Here is an 18,665-nt window from a genome sequence, read left to right as displayed (position 1 = left end):
GCTCCCACAGTTGATCGCATGTTTTCTGGAGGAATGCGATCAAAGGTGGGAGCGAGCCTGCTCGCGATTGCGGTCTTCAAATCGACGCAAATCAACATCCAGAAACAATTAAGCAGCCCGCAATCAGCCCCCTCAACTGTGCCCGTTACGTTTACGTCACCGTGAAGCTGTGGCCTTTCTCTACGGCAACATGCCATCACGCTACTCGGCTACACACTTTCCGCTGAAAACATCACGCACCATTGCGGTGCGCGAATTCATTTCGCCGCCCTTTCCTGGATCATGATCCACGGCGAAACCACCACCGCCCACAGCTCCGGATCGCGCTCGAAAAGATCCAGCGCCCGCGTTTCAGACAGTTTGGCGACCTCATCGGCGGCCAGCCAGGCAGCCACTTTCTCGCCGTCATCCGTGGCCACGGCCTCCGCCGCCGCGATCAAATCCAGGCTTGGGTCGACCCACAATAGGGCACCCTTGGCAAAGAAGGGCTCCAGCTCTTTCCATGAAATAGATGCGGTTTCACCAAGCAGCTTGGCATAGAGGGTGCTAGGTTCTTCAGTCATGGGTTCTGTCCGGAAAAGAAATCGACGCGAATGATAACGTCGGTGGTCTGGCAGAAAAACCCGGAAGCAAATGCGTCACCGATTGAAAACTGCAGGAACGCCAAGGAATGCTGATTGCTCAGCTGAAAGCCCCGCCGCAATTCTGTCTTTTTCTTTCATAAATGCGACACCCCCTGATTTTGCCCCCCGGCGCCAGCTTCCCAGGCTGACAATCGGCGCTCTACACTGTACCGGTACAGTTGCCGAGGGCATTTTCCGGAGGATGTCGTGGATATCCGACCCGGTTCTGCTGCTTCGGCGCCAGGACTATAAAAATTACAACAGTAAGAGTGGAGCACTATGACAAAGGCTACTAAGCAGATTTCCAAACTGTTTGCCGCTATGGTTCTGGCCGGGGTTGCCAGCCATTCGTTCGCAGCTGACACCATCAAGATCGGTATCGCCGGCCCTAAAACCGGTGCTGTAGCCCAATACGGCGACATGCAGTTCAGTGGCGCCAAAATGGCCATCGAACAAATCAACGCCAAGGGCGGCGTGGATGGCAAGCAACTGGTTGCCGTTGAATACGATGACGCCTGTGATCCAAAACAAGCTGTGGCGGTAGCGAACAAGGTCGTCAACGACGGCGTCAAGTTCGTGGTCGGTCACCTGTGCTCCAGCTCCACTCAACCGGCTTCGGACATCTACGAAGACGAAGGCGTGATCATGATCACCCCGGCTGCCACCAGCCCGGACATCACCAATCGTGGTTACAAAATGGTGTTCCGCACCATCGGCCTCGACAGCGCCCAGGGCCCTGCCGCCGGTAACTACATTGCCGATCACGTGAAACCGAAAGTCGTTGCCGTGCTGCACGACAAGCAACAATACGGTGAAGGCATCGCTTCCGCCGTGAAGAAAACCCTGGAAGGCAAAAATGTCAAGGTTGCCGTGTTCGAAGGCATCAACGCCGGCGACAAGGACTTCTCTTCGATCATCGCCAAGCTCAAGCAAGCCAACGTCGACTTCGTTTACTACGGCGGCTACCACCCGGAGCTGGGTCTGATCCTGCGCCAAGCCCAGGAAAAAGGCCTGAAAGCCAAGTTCATGGGTCCGGAAGGCGTGGGTAACGACTCCATTTCGCAGATCGCTCAGGGCGCTTCCGAAGGCCTGCTGGTGACCCTGCCGAAATCCTTCGACCAGGATCCAGCCAACGTCGCCCTGGCAGATGCCTTCAAAGCGAAGAAAGAAGATCCGAGCGGTCCGTTCGTGTTCCCATCGTACTCGGCTGTGAAAGTGATCGCTGATGCAATCACCACTGCCAAGAGCGAAGACCCTGCCAAAGTGGCTGCCGCCATCCACGCAGGTACTTTCAAGACCCCAACCGGCGACCTGAGCTTCGACGACAAGGGTGACCTGAAAGACTTCAAATTCGTGGTTTACGAGTGGCACTTCGGCAAACCAAAAACTGAAGCTTCGCCTCAGTAAGGCCTTGCCTGACTGACTGCCCCAAAGCCCACGGCGTGCCGTGGGCTTTGTTTTACGAATGTACATGGGCCGTGCTGGCGTGATCCGCCAGTCTCCCCACCTGAAAATCTCAAAACCGTCATCAGCGGTTCGCTGGCAAAACCCGGATTCGAAGTGGATGCAGATCCACGGGGCCCGGGCGGGAAAATGACTCCACCAGTGAAATGCGTATCAGGTTTTTAGGAGCGCTGTAATGCCTGACATTTATCACTTCTTCCAACAGCTGGTTAATGGCATGACCATTGGCAGCACGTATGCCCTGATCGCCATCGGCTATACGATGGTTTACGGCATCATTGGAATGATCAACTTCGCCCACGGCGAGGTGTACATGATCGGTTCCTACGTGGCGTTCATCGCCATCGCCGGGCTGGCCATGATGGGACTCGACAGTGTTCCGCTGTTGATGACCGCCGCTTTCCTCGCGACCATCGTCGTGACCAGTGCCTACGGCTACAGCATCGAACGGATCGCCTACCGCCCCTTGCGTGGCAGTAACCGTCTGATTCCGCTGATTTCTGCCATCGGTATGTCGATCTTCCTGCAGAACACGGTTCTGCTGGCGCAAGACTCCAAGGACAAATCCATCCCCAACCTGATTCCGGGCAACTTCGCCTTTGGGCCAGGTGGCGCACAAGAAGTGCTGATTTCCTACATGCAAATCGTGGTGTTCGTGGTGACGCTGATCGCCATGCTCGGCCTGACGCTGTTCATCTCCCGCTCTCGCCTGGGCCGCGCCTGCCGCGCCTGCGCCGAAGACATCAAGATGGCCAACCTGCTGGGCATCAACACCAACAACATCATCGCCCTGACCTTCGTCATCGGTGCTGCCCTGGCGGCCATCGCGGCCGTGCTGTTGAGCATGCAATACGGTGTGATCAACCCCAACGCCGGTTTCCTCGTGGGCCTCAAGGCCTTCACCGCCGCGGTACTGGGCGGTATCGGCAGCATCCCTGGCGCCATGCTCGGCGGGCTGGTACTGGGTGTCGCGGAAGCCTTCGGTGCCGATATCTTCGGCGACCAGTACAAGGACGTCGTGGCGTTCGGCCTGCTGGTCCTGGTGTTGTTGTTCCGGCCAACCGGCCTGCTGGGTCGTCCGGAGGTTGAGAAAGTATGACTAGGAATCTTAAACAGGCGTTGTTCAGCGCCCTGCTGGTGTGGGCCGTTGCCTACCCGGTCCTGGGCCTGAAACTGTCCATCGTCGGTATCAAACTCGAAGTTCACGGCACCAGTACCACCACGCTGGCCATCATCGCCATCTGCTCGGTCCTGATGTTCCTGCGCGTGTTGTTCGATCAACAGATCAGCTCGGCGTGGCGCTCCTCGTCCAGACCGCCGTTGATCTCGGCCAAGACCTCCAACTTCCTGACCCTGCCAGGCACCCAGCGCTGGATCATCATCGCGTTGATCGTCGGCGCCCTGATCTGGCCGTTCTTCGGCTCCCGTGGTGCGGTGGACATCGCCACCCTGGTGCTGATCTACGTGATGCTCGGCCTGGGCCTGAACATCGTGGTCGGCCTGGCCGGCCTGCTCGACCTGGGCTACGTCGGTTTCTACGCCGTCGGCGCCTACAGTTATGCGCTGCTGTCGCATTACCTGGGCCTGAGCTTCTGGGTCTGCCTGCCAATCGCCGGTCTGATGGCGGCCACTTTCGGCTTCCTGCTGGGCTTCCCGGTACTGCGTCTGCGCGGTGACTACCTGGCGATCGTGACCCTGGGCTTCGGTGAAATCATCCGCTTGTTCCTGCGTAACCTGACCGATATCACCGGCGGGCCAAACGGTATCAGCAACATCGAGAAACCGACGTTCTTCGGCCTGACGTTCGAGCGCAAGGCCGCCGAAGGCATGCAGACCTTCCACGAGTACTTCGGCCTGGAATACAACTCGATCAACAAGGTGATTTTCCTCTACCTGGTTGCGCTGTTGCTGGCCCTCGCGGCGCTGTTCATCATCAACCGCCTGCTGCGCATGCCGATCGGCCGTGCGTGGGAAGCGCTGCGTGAAGATGAAATCGCCTGCCGCGCGCTGGGTCTCAATCCTACGGTCATCAAGCTGTCGGCCTTCACCCTGGGTGCCAGCTTCGCCGGTTTCGCCGGTAGCTTCTTCGCCGCCCGTCAGGGCCTGGTGACGCCGGAGTCCTTCACCTTCATCGAGTCGGCGATCATCCTCGCCATCGTCGTGCTGGGTGGCATGGGCTCGCAACTGGGCGTGATCCTGGCTGCCGTGGTGATGATCCTGCTGCCGGAAATGATGCGTGAGTTCAGTGAGTACCGCATGTTGATGTTCGGCGCCCTGATGGTGCTGATGATGATCTGGCGACCTCAAGGTCTGCTGCCCATGCAACGTCCTCACATGGAGCTGCGCAAATGAGCCGCGAGATCCTGAAAGTTGAAAATCTGAGCATGCGCTTCGGCGGCTTGCTCGCGGTCAACGGCGTCGCCCTGACCGTGAAAGAAAAACAGGTGGTGGCCCTGATCGGCCCGAACGGCGCCGGCAAGACCACGGTGTTCAACTGCCTGACCGGTTTCTACAAGCCGAGCGGCGGCAGCATCCTGCTGGACGGCGAGCCGATCGAAGGCCTGCCTGGCCACAAGATTGCCCTCAAGGGCGTGGTGCGTACGTTCCAGAATGTGCGCCTGTTCAAGGACATGACGGCGGTCGAGAACCTGTTGATCGCGCAGCACCGTCACCTGAACACCAACTTCCTGTCCGGGCTGTTCAAGACACCGGGGTTCCGCAAGAGCGAGCGCGAGGCGATGGAGTTCGCCGCGTACTGGCTGGACAAGGTCAACCTCACCGAGTTCGCCAACCGTCCGGCCGGCACCCTGGCCTACGGTCAGCAGCGTCGCCTGGAAATCGCCCGCTGCATGATGACCCGCCCGCGGATCCTCATGCTCGACGAACCGGCTGCCGGCCTGAACCCCAAGGAAACCGAAGACCTGAAGGCGCTGATCAGCGTGTTGCGTGAGGAACACAACGTGACCGTGCTGCTGATCGAGCACGACATGAAACTGGTCATGAGCATTTCCGACCACATCGTCGTGATCAACCAGGGCACACCCCTGGCCAACGGCACGCCGGAACAGATCCGCGACAATCCTGAAGTGATCAAAGCCTACCTGGGGGAAGCGTAAATGCTGCAGTTCGAAAACGTTTCCACCTTCTACGGCAAGATCCAGGCCCTGCACAGCGTCAACGTCGAAGTCCGCCAGGGTGAGATCGTCACCCTGATCGGTGCCAACGGCGCGGGCAAGTCGACACTGCTGATGACCCTCTGCGGCTCGCCGCAGGCTCACAGCGGCAGCATCCGCTACCTGGGCGAGGAACTCGTCGGCCAGAGCTCGTCGCAGATCATGCGCAAGAGCATCGCGGTGGTGCCGGAAGGTCGTCGGGTGTTTGCCCGCCTGACCGTGGAAGAAAACCTCGCCATGGGCGGTTTCTTCACCGACAAGGGCGACTTCCAGGAGCAGATGGACAAGGTCCTGGAACTTTTCCCACGCCTGAAAGAACGCTTCACCCAGCGCGGCGGCACCATGTCCGGCGGTGAACAGCAAATGCTCGCCATCGGCCGTGCGCTGATGAGCAAGCCCAAGCTGTTGCTGCTCGACGAGCCATCGCTGGGCCTGGCGCCGATCATCATCCAGCAGATCTTCGACATCATCGAACAGCTGCGCAAGGATGGCGTGACGGTGTTCCTGGTTGAGCAGAACGCCAACCAGGCGCTGAAAATCGCCGACCGCGCCTATGTTCTGGAGAACGGCCGGGTGGTGATGCAAGGCACCGGTGAAGCACTCCTGACCGACCCGAAAGTGCGCGAGGCGTACCTGGGGGGTTGAGCGGTTGCGCTGAACAAAAAAACGGCCTTCGGGCCGTTTTTTTTGTCTGCTGCCTGACCATCTCTTGTGGGAAATCCCCCCCCTGTGGGAGCGAGCCTGCTCGCGATGCGCAGTGTCAGCCACCGCTATGCTGTGATTGAAAAGCATCGCGAGCAGGCTCGCTCCCACAAGGGTGAGTCACAAGTTCAGAGGCTACAACCGATCCAACGCCTCCCCACTCCGCTTGAACCAGCCAATCAGATAATCCGCCAACACCTGCGTGCGCTTGGGCAACCCACCCTGATACGGATGCACCAGGTACATCGGCATGCGCCGGGTCTGGAAGTCGCGCAACAACCAGCGCAATCGACCGTCAGCCAATTCCGCCTGCAACAGGTAAGACGGCAAGCGCGCAATACCCGCCCCCGCCAGCGCGGCCTTCTTCAACAGGCTGTAATGGTTGCTGGCGAACGGCCCGGAAACCCGCACCCGCAATAACTCATGCTGCTGATGGTAGAGCCACTCTTCACGCCCGCTGTAATGACTGTTGAGCAGGCAGTGGTGCGCCGCCAGGGCTTGCGGGGTCAGCGGTTCGCCGTGTTGTTCGAGGTAGGCCGGGCTGGCGCAGGTCAGTTCGTGCCAGGCCAGCAACGGGCGCGCCACCAGGCGTTCGTCATTGCCCACCTCGGAGCGTACCGCCAGGTCAAAGCCCTCGCGGGACAAGTCGCGGTAGTCGTTGCTCAGATCCAGCTCGATCTGCACCTGCGGATACTGGTGGGAAAACTCCATCAACAGGCCGTCGAAAAAGGTTTCCCCCAGGGACACCGGCACGGTCATGCGCACCGGGCCCGCCATGTCGTCCTTCAAGCGCGCCAGCGCCTGACGCGCCCTTTCCACTTGCACCACCAGCGCCTGGGCCTGTGGCAACAACGCCGCACCTGCAGCCGTCAGGCTCAGGCGTCGCGTGGTGCGTTGCAGCAGCACCACGGAGAACCGCGACTCCAGCAGGCTGATGCGCTTGGACAATTGCCCCTTGCTGCAACCGAGTTGCTGCGCCGCCAGGGTAAAACTGCCCGCTTCGATCAACACCGCAAACGCTGCCAGATCATCCATCTCGCTCATGGATTGTTTCCAATAGAAAACCAAAGGTTGCCCATTAGCGCGCTTATCCGCAGAAAAAACCACTCTAGACTGAAACCACTTTCAACCCACACGAGGATCACCCCATGAAAATTCTTCTGATCGGCGCAGGCGGCACCATCGGCTCGGCCATCGACAAAGAGCTGTCCGAGCGTCACGAAATCATCCGCATCGGCCGCAACAGCGGCGATTTGCAGGTGGATATCAGCGACAGCGCCTCGATTCGCAAGCTGTTCGAAAAAACCGGCAAGTTCGATGCGCTGGTCTGCGCCGCCGGTAACGTGACCTTCGCCCCGCTCGGCGAGATGACCGAGGACAGTTTTGCCCTGGGCCTCAAGGACAAACTCATGGGCCAGGTCAACCTGCTGCTGATCGGCCGCGAATTCGCCAATGACGGCGCCTCGTTCACCTTCACCACCGGCGTGCTCAGCCACGACCCGATCCGCAGCGGCGCCTCGGCGGCCCTGGTCAACGGCGCCCTCGACAGCTTCGTGCGTGCTGCGGCCATCGAGCTGCCACGCGGCCTGCGGGTGAACTCGGTGAGCCCGACCGTGCTGCTCGAAGCCATGGGCAAATACGCCCCGTACTTCCGCGGCTACAAACCGGCTCCGGCGGCCGATGTGGCACTTGCCTACGCCAAAAGCGTGGAAGGCCTTCAGACGGGTCAGACCTTTCATGTGGGCTGAGCCCTTGTGATGAACGGTCAGGCTGAGTAACGTGGCGGCACTTGTCTGGAGAGCCAAAGATGCGTGTTGCCCGTTCCTTAGTCCTTGTTGCCTTGCTGCCGTTGTTCGCCGCCTGCCAATTGCTGCAAAGCCCGCGCGAAAGTGCCTCACACGCGGGTCAGACCCGTCTGCAGGGTCAACTGACGGCGGTCGATGGCAAACTGGTGTTCCAGCCGTGCAACGAGCAACGCAACCTGGTGGTCAATGACATCGGCGGCACCAGCATTCTGCAGGAAGCCGCCAGCCTGGCCGATGCCCAGGGCAAGCTGTTCGCCGATGTCCGTGGGCAAGTGGTGGCCAACGGTGGCGAAAGTCGCCTGGATCTGACGCAGTTGTACCGCGTCGAGCGCTCCGGCACCGCGTGCGACGACCCGAACTTCAAATTGCTGATCCTGCGCGCCGCCGGCCACGGCCCGGAATGGAGCGTCAAGGTCAGCGGCAAAGGCATGGTCATCGACCGCGCCGGGCAAGCCCCCCTGGCCGTTCCCTACGTGGAAGAGCAATTGGGCGATGGCCGCTTCAATCTCAGCACCGAAGCCAATAACCAGCACATCGAACTGTGGGTGGCCCCGCAACGCTGCCTCGACACCAGCAACGGCAGCATCGCGCACATGAGCGCCGAACTGCGCATTGATGGGCAAGTGCAGCGCGGCTGCGGGTATTTCGGCGGCTCGCGCAACGACTGATCGTTTAAGCCTCACGGGAATCGTCCTTTGAGGCTTATAATCGCGGCCTTCAAACGCCCTGGCGCAGTTGTGCGCCCCGCGAACCGGATCCCGCCATGTTACGAATCACCGAACTCAAGCTGCCAATCGACCATCCCGATGAAGACCTGCGCCTGGCAATCGTCCAGCGCCTGGGCATCGCCAATGATGACCTGATCGACTTCACCTTGTTCAAGCGCAGCTACGATGCGCGCAAGAAGTCCACCGAACTGTGCTTCATCTACACCATCGACCTCACCGCCAAGGATGAGGCGGCGCTGCTGCACAAGTTCGCCGATGACCGTAACGTCAACGTGGCCCCGGATGTCAGCTACAAGATGGTCGGCCAGGCGCCGGCCGATCTGAAGGAACGCCCGGTGGTGGTCGGGTTCGGCCCCTGCGGGATTTTTGCAGGCCTGCTGCTTGCGCAAATGGGCTTCAAGCCGATCATCCTCGAGCGCGGCCCCGACGTGCGCCAGCGCACCAAGGACACCTGGGGCCTGTGGCGCAAAAGCGTGCTCAACCCCGAGTCCAACGTGCAGTTTGGTGAAGGCGGCGCCGGCACCTTTTCCGACGGCAAGCTCTACAGCCAGATCAAGGACCCGAAATTCATCGGGCGCAAAGTCCTGCACGAATTCGTCAAGGCCGGTGCCCCGGAAGAAATCCTCTACGTCAGCAAGCCGCACATCGGCACGTTCCGCCTGACCGGCGTGGTGGAAACCATGCGTGAGGAAATCCGTGCCCTGGGCGGCGAAGTGCGCTTCGGCCAGCGCGTGACCGACGTGCTGATCGAAGATGGCCAACTGGTTGGCGTCGAGCTGCACGGCGGCGAACAGATTCACTCCCGACACGTGATCCTGGCCCTCGGCCACAGCGCCCGCGACACCTTCCGCATGCTCCACGGTCGCGGCGTGTACATGGAAGCCAAGCCGTTCTCGGTGGGTTTCCGCATTGAGCACCCGCAATCGCTGATCGACCGTGCGCGCCTGGGCAAATACGCCGGCCACCCGAAACTCGGGGCCGCCGACTACAAACTGGTGCACCACGCCAAGAATGGCCGCTCGGTCTACAGCTTCTGCATGTGCCCGGGTGGCACCGTGGTCGCCGCGACCTCCGAGCCCAATCGCGTCGTGACCAACGGCATGAGCCAGTACTCGCGCAACGAGCGTAACGCCAACTCCGGGATCGTCGTCGGCATCACCCCGGAAGTCGACTACCCGGGCGGTCCGCTGGCCGGTATCGAATTGCAGGAGCGCCTGGAGTCCCACGCCTACGTGCTCGGCGGCAGCAACTACGAAGCGCCGGCGCAACTGGTGGGTGACTTCATCGCCGGCAAACCGTCCACCGCCCTGGGCAGCGTCGAGCCGTCCTACAAACCCGGCGTCGCGCTGGGCGACCTGGCGCTGGCCCTGCCGGAATTCGCCATCGAAGCCATCCGCGAAGCCTTGCCGGCGTTCGAAAAGCAGATCCGCGGTTACTCGCTGCATGACGCGGTACTGACCGGCATCGAAACCCGCACCTCGTCACCGCTGCGCATCACCCGCAACGAGTCGATGCAGAGCCTGAACGTCAAGGGCCTGTTCCCGGCGGGCGAAGGCGCCGGTTATGCCGGCGGGATCCTGTCGGCGGGTGTCGACGGCATTCGCATCGCCGAGGCGGTGGCGCGGGATATCCTCGGCCTGGAGGCCTGATACCCGCACTCTCCTGGCAATGCAAATTCCCTGTGGGAGCGAGCCTGCTCGCGATGGCGGTGAATCAGTTTACTGAGTGTTGACTGATTCGCCGCCATCGCGAGCAGGCTCGCTCCCACACCGGAGCATCCGCAGAGAATCCCCAAAGTGCCGGGTATTTCAGATATTCGCCCGCAACACACTCGCCGGCAGCGCTTCCCCGCGCTCCACCGTCGCCGCCACCGCCGCGATCAGCCCACTCAATTCGAACCCCTCGGCCTTGAGCCATTTGCGGTCGTAATAGGTCGTCGCATATCGCTCGCCGCTGTCACACAGCACCGCTACGATCGACCCCTGCTCCCCCGCCGCCGCCATCTGCTGCGCAGCCATCAGCGCGCCGATCAGGTTGGTGCCGCTCGAACCGCCGACATGCCGCCCCAGGCGCTCGGCCAGGTAATGCATGGCCGCCAGTGACAGGGCGTCCGGCACCTTGACCATCGCGTCGATGACCTTGGGCAAGAACGACGCCTCGACCCGTGGCCGGCCAATCCCCTCGATGCGCGAACCGTGGTCCAGACGCAGGCTGGCGTCCCCGGTCCGGTAGTAATCGAAGAACACCGAACGCTCGGCATCGGCGCACAGCACGCGGGTGCGATGCTGGCGGTAACGCACGTAACGGCCCAGGGTGGCGGTGGTGCCGCCGGTGCCCGGGCTGGAGATCAGCCAGCTCGGTTCGGGGTGCTGCTCGAAGCGCATCTGCTGGAAGATCGACTCGGCAATGTTGTTGTTTGCCCGCCAGTCGGTGGCGCGCTCGGCATAGGTGAACTGGTCGATGAAGTGCCCGTCGTGTTCACGGGCCAGGCGCTCGGACTCGGCGTAGATCTGGGTCGGGTCGTCCACCAGGTGGGTTTTGCCGCCGTAGAAGGCGATCTGCGCGATCTTCTCCCTGGACGTGCTGGCCGGCACCACCGCAATGAACGGCAAGCCGAGCAAGCGGGCGAAGTACGCCTCGGAAATCGCCGTCGAACCGCTGGACGCCTCGATCACCGGCGCGCCGGGTTTGAGCCAGCCATTACACAGCGCATACAGAAACAGCGAACGCGCCAGGCGATGCTTGAGGCTGCCGGTGGGATGACTCGACTCATCCTTGAAATACAGCTCGATGCCGGGAAACCCCGGAAGTGGCAAGGGGATGAGGTGGGTGTCGGCACTGCGCTGGAAGTCGGCTTCGATGATCCGGACCGCTTCCCGGGCCCACTGTCGGTTATCGCTCATGATGGCTTCTCGTTACGGCGGCCTCGTCGCAAGGCTCAGCCCGGCAGCTTAGGAAAAATCCGACATCACGCACAGATACAGCTGAGCCTCAATACCCTGGGCAACTGCTAGGCTCAGGTCCGTGCCGATTTTCTGCACCAGAATCGTATATAACAAAAAAGAATATAACTTTTGTTTTAACAACTAACGGTACGGGTTAGGGTGTGCCACCTTTTTGATTATTCGATGGAGAGCGACCTTGCCTCTGCGTAGCACTTTCACGCGTTTCTTTCAGTTGGAAGCTGCCAGCGGTCTGTTATTGATCGCTGCGGCCGTCCTCGCCCTGGTCATCAACAACTCGTCGCTGTCCTGGTTGTACAACGGCTTGCTGGACACCCCCGTGGCGGTCCAGGTCGGTGCCCTGAACATCGCCAAGCCCCTGCTGCTGTGGATCAACGACGGCCTGATGGCCCTGTTTTTCCTGCTGATCGGCCTTGAGGTCAAGCGCGAGGTGCTCGACGGCCAACTGGCGAAACCGTCGCAGATCGTCCTGCCCGGTGCTGCGGCCATTGGCGGCATGGTCGTGCCGGCGCTGATCTTCTGGTTCTTCAACCGCGACAACCCCGCCGCGCTCAGCGGCTGGGCGATTCCCACGGCCACCGACATCGCCTTCGCCCTTGGCGTCCTGGCCCTGCTGGGCAAGCGTGTACCGGTGTCGTTGAAACTGTTCCTGATGACCCTGGCAATCATTGATGACCTGGGTGCGATCATCATCATTGCGATCTTCTACTCCGGCGCCCTGTCGACCCTGTCCCTGGCGTTGGCCGCCGCCTGCATCATCGCCCTGATCACGATGAACCGCCTCGGCGTAGTCAAGCTGGGGCCCTACATGATCATCGGCCTGATCCTGTGGGTGTGCGTGCTCAAGAGCGGCGTCCACGCGACGCTGGCGGGCGTGACCCTGGCCTTCTGCATCCCGCTGCGCACGAAAAACGCCGAACCTTCACCCCTGCTGGCCCTGGAGCACGCCCTCCACCCGTGGGTGGCTTACGGTATCCTGCCGCTGTTCGCCTTCGCCAATGCGGGCCTGTCCCTCAGTGGCGTGACTGTCGAGAGCTTCACCCACTACGTACCGATGGGCATCGCCATCGGCCTGCTGCTGGGCAAGACCATCGGCGTGTTCGGCCTGACCTGGCTGGCGGTCAAGACCGGCATGGCCGCCCTGCCTCAGGGCGCCAACTGGGGGCAGGTGCTGGGGGTGGCGATCCTCTGCGGCATCGGTTTCACCATGAGCCTGTTCGTCGGCTCCCTGGCCTTCGTCCCCGGCGCCAGCGAATACGCCGGCATGGACCGCATGGGCATCCTCACCGGCTCGATCCTGGCGGCCCTGATCGGTTACGCAGTGACGGCGGCGGCGAGTCGCAGGAGCGCTGCGTTGCCGTCCTGATAATCAGCGACATCTCTCCCTTCCTTTAGGGACGCGTCCTACAGCCACGATCAATCCGCTTCGTTAACGTCGCACAACCCGCTTTTTCAGGGTTGGCGACGTAAGAACACAAGGATGATCAGTGGCTGGCAGCAAGGATATTCCCAAGCTAAAAAACCCACCGTCGGGCGACGGCCATCATGTGACCTATCGCCTGATGAATGCCACCGAGCTGGCCGAGCGTGAGGCCAGGCAAAAAGTCTACGACGCCATGCTCGCGCGCCAGCAAGCGTTCGAAGAACGCCGGGCGGTGGTGGCTAGTGAGGCGAAGGCGGTTCGCAACGGCTGCGTGTTCGCCAAGTCCTGCAAGCTGCCGGACGCCATCATCGACTACACGAACCCTTCGGGGATGGTGCCCACCGACAGCCTCAAGGATTACGGCGAAATCGCCTGGCTCGGCGCGTCCGAGGTCAACAACGCAGGCCTGGCAGAACTCAACCGCATCGGCGGTGCGGCGCTGGCGATCGGCCGACTGGCGCTGTGGACACCGGCTGCTGCAGCACCTACCGGCGCACTCAGCGTGGCCGGCTCAACCGCGCTGGTTGCGCTGGTGGCGGTGTTCTGGTCGCCCAGCCTGGGCGACAGTGCGCTCTACAGCGAAGAGCAACTGCGCAGCCTGAAACAGGCCCGCACCCGCATGCGCCTGCATGTCGAGCAGCAAGCCGACGGTACTCTCAAGGGCTATGGCTTCTACATCGGCACGAAGCGCGATTGGGAAATGGTCGATGTGGTGCAGCTGGCGTTGCGCGACAACCAGTACGTCGCGGACCTCGGAGACGGTATCGAGCTGATCTGGACCCCGGCGGTCGATGGTTCGGACATTCTCGGCATTCCCAAGCTGGAAGCGGCGCCGCAAGCACCGCACATCTGGGTGTACCCGCCGACGAAACAGGCCGATGCAATCATCGTCGATCCGGTCTACCCGCCGGATTACAAGGATTTCATTCTTGTGTTTCCGGTAGGGTCGGGGGTTCGGCCGGTTTATGTCGTGGTCGCCTCCAGCCACAAATACCATCAGGCACCAACAGGACTGATTGCTTTTCCCGATGCAATTGCGGCGAAACAAAAAACAAGAGTAAAAGGGAAAGGCACGAGAAAGCGCTGGAAAACTGCGGATGGACGAATTCTGGAATGGGACTATCAACATGGAGCGGTAGAGATGTACGACAAGCGAGGTCGGCATCTTGGTGAGTTTGACCCACTAACGGGAAACAGAACGAAACCGGCGGACTCCACAAGAAGGATTGAACCGTGAATCACATCATTTTCGCTTTTGACAAGGAAACCGAGGCACTAGGTTTCGAAGTGCACATCCCAGCGATGAAAATTGAAGAGTTGAGAAAAATTATGGGATGGAAGGACCCCGAAGACGAAATTTACGGCTACGATCTCGACGCTTTTCAGATTGAGAAACTGCAATTAATGCTCAACAACGACTTCTACGATCCAAAATATCTCTTCCAGGTCGTCGGGCATTCAGATTGACTTTTCCCCATGCAATGAAGGAATCGCAGGAAAGATTCACCTCCCCCCTCAGCGCAATATTCAAGACTAGCTGAGCGCAGGAAGGGACCAGCGCCATGATTTACTTGATTGAAGCGTTCGATAAAAAAACCGAATTCCTGGCATTCGAAGAAGAGCTGCCGCAAGGCTCTGATGAAAAGCTGAAGGAAATCATGGGATGGGTGACTGAGCAGCAGGGTTGGGAAGGATACAACCTGAATCCGCAGCAGCTTGGCGCCCTGCAGGAGTTGCTCGGAAAAACTATTTATGACCCTGCGTACACATTCCAATTGACCTGTAACGCATAGAACAGAAACAACCAGAAACAAAAAACCCCGACCCAGCTCTCGCTGATCGGGGTTTTTCTTTACCGCTGCTGCGCTTAGTGCGTCACACGGCTGGTGCCGTCGACGGTGGCGATGCGTACACGCTCGCCCACGCGGAAGACTTCGTTTTCCTGAACCTGCTGGACGTAGGCGCGCATGCTGCCGTCGTCTTCGCGTACGGTGATTTCGACGCCCTGGGTACGGGTCAGGCCTTCTTCAGCGGCCGAACCGACGAGGCCACCGGCCACGGCGCCGATGACGGCGGCAACGATGCTGCCGCGACCGCCGCCGATGGCGCTGCCGCCGACGCCGCCCACCGCTGCACCGGCGAGGCCGCCGATCGGGGTTTTGGTGCCTTCGATTTTCACCGGACGCAGGGCTTCGATGGTGCCCATGCGAACCGTCTGCACGCGACGCGCTTCGTCACGGGAGTAGGAGTCACCGGTCAGGCTCGATTGGCAGCCAGTGAGCAACATCGCCATCGTGGAAAAGGAAGCAATTAGCAGAACAGACTTACGCATAGCATCAACTCCAAAGGACAAGTATTCATTAAACTCCGCGGCTTGACGCCTGTCACGACACTGCCCGGATAAAATGTGTTTGATTCAGGCCTGGTACAGGCGTCTCCAATCACTTCGCTCTACGTCTCGGCATTTGGCCGAATATGCGCCGCTCAACCAGGGGTTGTCATGGATTACTTCATCATTGTCGTCACCACCGTCGCCGGTCTGTATTTCCACTGGTGGATATACGTGCGGATCAAACGCTGGATGGACCGTGACCTGGCCCTGTCTCTGGCGGGTGAAGACGAGCATAAGAAAGTCTTCATGCTCCAGCAACTGGCGAACGCCCAGGCACAGAAAATCAAGCGCCGGGACTTGCCCCAGTGGCTGGAAGCCGCCGCGGCAGGCTATCCCGGTCGGTAGACTGCCTAAGGTGCCAGACGTTCAAGAATCCAGTCGGCACCGTTTGCACGGTAGTTTAGACGATCATGCAGACGGCTCGAACGGCCCTGCCAGAACTCGATGCGCTCGGGCAGCAGGCGATAACCGCCCCAGTGGTCGGGGCAATGGGGCTGGGTGTCGCTGAAACGCTGCTCGGTGCTTTTGAGCAACGCTTCGAGTTCGCCACGATCAGCAATCACCCGGCTCTGCGGGGAAGCCCAGGCGCCGAGGCGGCTGCCCAGCGGCCGGACCTGGAAGTAGGCATCGGACTCTTCCGGCGTCACCTTGACCACCCGCCCCTCGATACGCACCTGACGCTCCAGCGCTGGCCAGAAGAACGTCATGGCCGCGAACGGGTTCGCGGCCAGGTGCTGGCCCTTGGCACTCTCGTAGTTGGTGAAAAACGTGAAGCCCTGGGCGTCCAGGCCCTTGAGCAGCAGGATGCGGCAATGCGGTCGACCGTCCTGGTCGACGGTGGCCAGGGTCATGGCGTTGGCTTCCACCGGGGCCTGTTCGGTTTTCACCGCGTCGGCGAACCATTGGTGGAACAGCGCGAACGGCTCGGCCGGGGCTTGCGCCTCGGTCAGGCCGTCCCGGGTGTAGTCGCGACGCATATCAGCCAGGCCCTGGGTCATGGCGCATTCCTTTTGATTAACGAATCACTTCTTGGTGGTGTCGGTGGCCGCGACTTTCTTGTCAGTCGTGGCCGCCTTGGCCGGTGCAGTCTTCTTCGCAGGCGCTTTAGCCGGTGCTTTCTTGGCCGGGGCCTTGGCAGCGGCTTTCTTCGCCGGGGCTTTTTTCGTAGCCGGCACGTCGGCTTTCTTCACGGCAGGCGCCGGAGTGACGGGTTTGGCCACTGGCTTGACGTCCTGGGTCGCGACCATTTTCACCGGGGCCGGGGCTGGCATGTTGTATTTGCTCAGCAGCGCAACCATGGTGTTTTGTGGCGTCACCAGCATTTCAACGCGGCGGTTCAGGGCACGGCCTTCAACACTGTCGTTGGCCGCACGCGGGGCGTCGCTGCCCATGCCGCGCAACATCAGGCGATCACGCTGCAGGCCGCTGAGGCGGAAGATCGCTGCCACGGCCTGGGCACGTTCCTGGCTGAGCTTCTGGTTGGCCGGGGCGGCACCCGAGGTGTCGCTGTGACCGAGCACCAGCACGGCGGTCTTCGGGTCGACTTCCAGCACCTTGGCCACGCGAGTGAACGGGCCCAGTGTCACCGGCAGCAGCATGGCCGGGCGGTCGGGGTTGAACGAGCCTTCGACCGGCGCGGTGATCACCAGCACATCGTCACGGCGTTCGAGTTGCAGGTTGCTGTCCTTGATCGCGGTGCGCAGACGCGGTTCGTAATCGTCGAGCCAGGCCTGGGTGACTTTCGGGTCAGGCATCGGCACGGCCTTGGCGGTGCTCTGCTCTTTACCACCAAACGGCCACCACCACTTGCCACTCGACTCGGCCTCGGCCTTCGCCACTTCGACCGGCTTGGCTTCAGGTTTGACCTCGGGTTTCTTGTCCAGAGCTTCTTCGGAACCAAACGGCCAATACCACGGGTTGGAACTTTCAGGCTTGGCCGCCGGGGCCGCTGCTACGGGTTTTACCGGAGCTGGCGCAGGCGTTGGTTCTTTTGCCGCGACTTTGTCGGAGGAGCCGAACGACCACCAGCTGCCGCCGTCGGAGTCATTTTTTGGAGTCTGTGCACAACCGGTGACTGCGACACACAGGGCCATTGCGAGGGTGGTTTTATTGAATGACATTGGATATCCACAAAAAGTGATCATGAAATCGGATCGGGAGGACCCGCATAAATTGTCGATTGGAAAACATAAAGGCCTTCGGGTTCCGGCCCTGGAACCCTTGAGCGCGTTTTACAGACAAGTGGCCAGTACCCGGGCGAGCTTCTGCGCGCGCGGATCCATCAGGACGTAAGGCCCCAGTGTGTTGGTGACGAAGCCGAAGGCGACATCGTGCTCCGGGTCGGCAAAGCCGATGGAGCCACCCGCGCCTGGATGGCCGAACGCCCGCGGGCCGAGGCCGTAGGTCGCGTTGGGCACATCGGGTTGATCGAGCATGCAACCCAGGCCGAAGCGGGTCCGGGTCAGCAGGGTCTTGTCTTCGCCGACGCTGTGTTCGCGGGTCAGCTCCTCGAGCATTTCGCTTTCCAGCAGGCTGCCATCGAGCAGGCCGGCGTAGAAACCGGCCAGGCTGCGGGCGTTGCCGTGGCCATTGGCCGCGGGCTGCTGCATGCGCCGCCATTCAGGTTTGTTGGTGCTGGTCAGGACCGACGGCGGGTTGGTGAACGCCCGGGTGGTCAGGGCCGTCGGCTCGCGCATGGTCACTTGCAGCAGGCGCTGGGCCGCGGCGTCACCGACATTGCCCTTGCCCCGGGCGATGTGTGCCACGCGATAGAACTCTTCATCGGCCAGGCCGACATGGAAGTCCAGCCCCAGCGGCTTGGCGACGCGGGCCACGATCGACTCCCCCGGCCCACGGTTGTCGGCGCGACGCAGCAACTCGCCGACCAGCCAGCCGTAGGTGATGGCGGCGTAACCGTGGGCGGTCCCCGGTGTCCACCAGGGGGTTTCGGCGGCCAGGGCATCGACCATGGTTTGCCAGTCGTAGAGCGCCTCGGGGGCCAGCAATTCACGCAGCGCCGGCAGGCCGGCCTGATGGCAGAGCAGTTGGCGCAGGGTCACCGACTCCTTGCCGGCGGCGGCGAATTCGGGCCAGTAGCGGGCCACCGGGGCATCAAGTTGCAGCTTGCCTTCGGCGACCAGTTGCAGTGCGGTGACGGCGGTAAAGGTCTTGGTGCAGGAAAACAGGTTGGCGATGGTATCGCTGTGCCAGGCTTCAAGACCGTCCTTGTCGGCGGTGCCGGACCATAGATCGACGACCGTTTCACCACCGACCTGGATGCACAACGCCGCGCCACGCTCCTGGGGATCGTCGAACAACGCGGCAAACGCCTCGCGCACCGCTTCGAACCGAAGTTCGTAATGACCCTGAATCTGCACCCGTGATTTTCCTCG

At 61.2% G+C, this 18,665-nt stretch carries 20 protein-coding genes; 13 read left to right on the top strand and 7 right to left on the bottom strand.

Translation table 11 applies throughout. From position 1 onward, the window contains the following. Positions 1–257: 257 nt before the first annotated feature. The gene (locus tag ABVN20_RS20050) at positions 258–563 is read right to left on the bottom strand and encodes a DUF2288 domain-containing protein (RefSeq protein ID WP_368557426.1); all 306 of its coding nucleotides are present in this window, start codon (positions 561–563) and stop codon (positions 258–260) included. A gap of 339 nt (positions 564–902) precedes the next feature. Between ABVN20_RS20050 and ABVN20_RS20045 the strand changes: the two genes are divergently transcribed. The 5 genes from ABVN20_RS20045 to ABVN20_RS20025 all read left to right on the top strand — a co-directional run bounded on the left by ABVN20_RS20045 (position 903) and on the right by ABVN20_RS20025 (position 5,905). Then, on the top strand, positions 903–2,030 hold the full coding sequence (locus ABVN20_RS20045; RefSeq protein ID WP_368557425.1) for a branched-chain amino acid ABC transporter substrate-binding protein: 1,128 nt from the start codon (positions 903–905) through the stop codon (positions 2,028–2,030). 232 nt (positions 2,031–2,262) lie between these two features. Next, positions 2,263–3,186, top strand: a complete 924-nt coding sequence (gene livH / locus ABVN20_RS20040; protein WP_368557424.1) for a high-affinity branched-chain amino acid ABC transporter permease LivH — start codon at positions 2,263–2,265, stop codon at positions 3,184–3,186. Further along, complete coding sequence (locus ABVN20_RS20035; RefSeq protein ID WP_368557423.1) at positions 3,183–4,439, top strand: high-affinity branched-chain amino acid ABC transporter permease LivM; 1,257 nt, start codon at positions 3,183–3,185, stop codon at positions 4,437–4,439. Before livH ends, ABVN20_RS20035 begins: the two co-directional genes overlap by 4 nt. After that, positions 4,436–5,203 carry a high-affinity branched-chain amino acid ABC transporter ATP-binding protein LivG gene (gene livG, locus ABVN20_RS20030; protein WP_368557422.1) on the top strand — a complete coding sequence of 256 codons (768 nt, stop codon included), beginning with the start codon at positions 4,436–4,438 and terminating at the stop codon, positions 5,201–5,203. The genes ABVN20_RS20035 and livG overlap by 4 nt, the downstream gene beginning before the upstream one ends. Next, positions 5,204–5,905, top strand: coding sequence for an ABC transporter ATP-binding protein (locus ABVN20_RS20025; protein ID WP_368557421.1), 702 nt, complete (start codon positions 5,204–5,206; stop codon positions 5,903–5,905). Positions 5,906–6,097: 192 nt separating this feature from the next. On the opposite strand, the gene ABVN20_RS20020 is transcribed toward ABVN20_RS20025, so the two are convergent. Beyond that, on the bottom strand, positions 6,098–7,006 hold the full coding sequence (locus ABVN20_RS20020) for a LysR family transcriptional regulator (protein WP_368557420.1): 909 nt from the start codon (positions 7,004–7,006) through the stop codon (positions 6,098–6,100). A gap of 104 nt (positions 7,007–7,110) precedes the next feature. Here ABVN20_RS20020 and ABVN20_RS20015 point away from each other — a divergent pair, with 104 nt between their 5' ends. The 3 genes from ABVN20_RS20015 (at position 7,111) to ABVN20_RS20005 (ending at position 10,144) form a co-directional block, all read left to right on the top strand. Next, a complete protein-coding gene (locus ABVN20_RS20015; RefSeq protein ID WP_368557419.1) occupies positions 7,111–7,710 on the top strand; it encodes a short chain dehydrogenase in 600 nt (199 codons plus the stop codon). A 59-nt stretch (positions 7,711–7,769) separates the two neighbouring features. Continuing rightward, positions 7,770–8,435 (top strand): COG3650 family protein, encoded by a 666-nt coding sequence (locus ABVN20_RS20010; protein ID WP_368557418.1) that lies wholly within the window; start codon positions 7,770–7,772, stop codon positions 8,433–8,435. 95 nt (positions 8,436–8,530) lie between these two features. Beyond that, positions 8,531–10,144 carry an NAD(P)/FAD-dependent oxidoreductase gene (locus ABVN20_RS20005; RefSeq protein WP_368557417.1) on the top strand — a complete coding sequence of 538 codons (1,614 nt, stop codon included), beginning with the start codon at positions 8,531–8,533 and terminating at the stop codon, positions 10,142–10,144. A gap of 159 nt (positions 10,145–10,303) precedes the next feature. Here the strand turns inward: ABVN20_RS20005 and ABVN20_RS20000 are convergent, their stop codons facing one another. Next, the gene (locus tag ABVN20_RS20000) at positions 10,304–11,401 is read right to left on the bottom strand and encodes a PLP-dependent cysteine synthase family protein (RefSeq protein WP_368557733.1); all 1,098 of its coding nucleotides are present in this window, start codon (positions 11,399–11,401) and stop codon (positions 10,304–10,306) included. A 235-nt stretch (positions 11,402–11,636) separates the two neighbouring features. Here ABVN20_RS20000 and nhaA point away from each other — a divergent pair, with 235 nt between their 5' ends. From nhaA to ABVN20_RS19980, 4 genes are all read left to right on the top strand, one after another. Beyond that, the gene (gene nhaA, locus ABVN20_RS19995) at positions 11,637–12,824 is read left to right on the top strand and encodes a Na+/H+ antiporter NhaA (protein WP_368557416.1); all 1,188 of its coding nucleotides are present in this window, start codon (positions 11,637–11,639) and stop codon (positions 12,822–12,824) included. Positions 12,825–12,945: 121 nt separating this feature from the next. Then, positions 12,946–14,118, top strand: a complete 1,173-nt coding sequence (locus ABVN20_RS19990) for an S-type pyocin domain-containing protein (RefSeq protein WP_368557415.1) — start codon at positions 12,946–12,948, stop codon at positions 14,116–14,118. Beyond that, positions 14,115–14,348, top strand: a complete 234-nt coding sequence (locus ABVN20_RS19985; RefSeq protein WP_368557414.1) for a hypothetical protein — start codon at positions 14,115–14,117, stop codon at positions 14,346–14,348. Before ABVN20_RS19990 ends, ABVN20_RS19985 begins: the two co-directional genes overlap by 4 nt. 95 nt (positions 14,349–14,443) lie before the next feature. After that, positions 14,444–14,674: a hypothetical protein gene (locus tag ABVN20_RS19980; RefSeq protein ID WP_368557413.1), complete on the top strand. Its 231-nt coding sequence runs from the start codon at positions 14,444–14,446 to the stop codon at positions 14,672–14,674. A 74-nt stretch (positions 14,675–14,748) separates the two neighbouring features. Here the strand turns inward: ABVN20_RS19980 and ABVN20_RS19975 are convergent, their stop codons facing one another. After that, positions 14,749–15,213: a glycine zipper 2TM domain-containing protein gene (locus ABVN20_RS19975; protein ID WP_368557412.1), complete on the bottom strand. Its 465-nt coding sequence runs from the start codon at positions 15,211–15,213 to the stop codon at positions 14,749–14,751. 168 nt (positions 15,214–15,381) lie between these two features. On the opposite strand from ABVN20_RS19975, the gene ABVN20_RS19970 reads away from it, so the two are divergent. Continuing rightward, positions 15,382–15,618, top strand: coding sequence for a hypothetical protein (locus ABVN20_RS19970; RefSeq protein ID WP_368557411.1), 237 nt, complete (start codon positions 15,382–15,384; stop codon positions 15,616–15,618). A 5-nt stretch (positions 15,619–15,623) separates the two neighbouring features. Here ABVN20_RS19970 and pdxH read toward each other — a convergent pair whose 3' ends face one another. The 3 genes from pdxH to ABVN20_RS19955 form a co-directional block, all read right to left on the bottom strand. Beyond that, on the bottom strand, positions 15,624–16,271 hold the full coding sequence (pdxH, locus tag ABVN20_RS19965; protein WP_368557410.1) for a pyridoxamine 5'-phosphate oxidase: 648 nt from the start codon (positions 16,269–16,271) through the stop codon (positions 15,624–15,626). Positions 16,272–16,295: 24 nt separating this feature from the next. Further along, positions 16,296–17,393 carry an OmpA family protein gene (locus ABVN20_RS19960; protein ID WP_368557409.1) on the bottom strand — a complete coding sequence of 366 codons (1,098 nt, stop codon included), beginning with the start codon at positions 17,391–17,393 and terminating at the stop codon, positions 16,296–16,298. Positions 17,394–17,504: 111 nt separating this feature from the next. Beyond that, positions 17,505–18,650, bottom strand: coding sequence for a serine hydrolase domain-containing protein (locus tag ABVN20_RS19955; RefSeq protein WP_368557408.1), 1,146 nt, complete (start codon positions 18,648–18,650; stop codon positions 17,505–17,507). Positions 18,651–18,665: the final 15 nt, after the last annotated feature.

The organism is Pseudomonas sp. MYb118 (genome assembly GCF_040947875.1).
In the GTDB taxonomy this organism is placed as follows: domain Bacteria; phylum Pseudomonadota; class Gammaproteobacteria; order Pseudomonadales; family Pseudomonadaceae; genus Aquipseudomonas.
This window is presented reverse-complemented; position numbering and strand designations above follow the sequence as displayed.

Coding starts and splice junctions, on each gene's coding strand:
- ABVN20_RS20050 (WP_368557426.1), bottom strand. CDS start 563: ATGACTGAAGAACCTAGCACCCTCTATGCCAAGCTGCTTGGTGAAACC.
- ABVN20_RS20045 (WP_368557425.1), top strand. CDS start 903: ATGACAAAGGCTACTAAGCAGATTTCCAAACTGTTTGCCGCTATGGTT.
- livH (WP_368557424.1), top strand. CDS start 2,263: ATGCCTGACATTTATCACTTCTTCCAACAGCTGGTTAATGGCATGACC.
- ABVN20_RS20035 (WP_368557423.1), top strand. CDS start 3,183: ATGACTAGGAATCTTAAACAGGCGTTGTTCAGCGCCCTGCTGGTGTGG.
- livG (WP_368557422.1), top strand. CDS start 4,436: ATGAGCCGCGAGATCCTGAAAGTTGAAAATCTGAGCATGCGCTTCGGC.
- ABVN20_RS20025 (WP_368557421.1), top strand. CDS start 5,204: ATGCTGCAGTTCGAAAACGTTTCCACCTTCTACGGCAAGATCCAGGCC.
- ABVN20_RS20020 (WP_368557420.1), bottom strand. CDS start 7,006: ATGAGCGAGATGGATGATCTGGCAGCGTTTGCGGTGTTGATCGAAGCG.
- ABVN20_RS20015 (WP_368557419.1), top strand. CDS start 7,111: ATGAAAATTCTTCTGATCGGCGCAGGCGGCACCATCGGCTCGGCCATC.
- ABVN20_RS20010 (WP_368557418.1), top strand. CDS start 7,770: ATGCGTGTTGCCCGTTCCTTAGTCCTTGTTGCCTTGCTGCCGTTGTTC.
- ABVN20_RS20005 (WP_368557417.1), top strand. CDS start 8,531: ATGTTACGAATCACCGAACTCAAGCTGCCAATCGACCATCCCGATGAA.
- ABVN20_RS19980 (WP_368557413.1), top strand. CDS start 14,444: ATGATTTACTTGATTGAAGCGTTCGATAAAAAAACCGAATTCCTGGCA.
- ABVN20_RS19975 (WP_368557412.1), bottom strand. CDS start 15,213: ATGCGTAAGTCTGTTCTGCTAATTGCTTCCTTTTCCACGATGGCGATG.
- ABVN20_RS19970 (WP_368557411.1), top strand. CDS start 15,382: ATGGATTACTTCATCATTGTCGTCACCACCGTCGCCGGTCTGTATTTC.
- pdxH (WP_368557410.1), bottom strand. CDS start 16,271: ATGACCCAGGGCCTGGCTGATATGCGTCGCGACTACACCCGGGACGGC.
- ABVN20_RS19960 (WP_368557409.1), bottom strand. CDS start 17,393: ATGTCATTCAATAAAACCACCCTCGCAATGGCCCTGTGTGTCGCAGTC.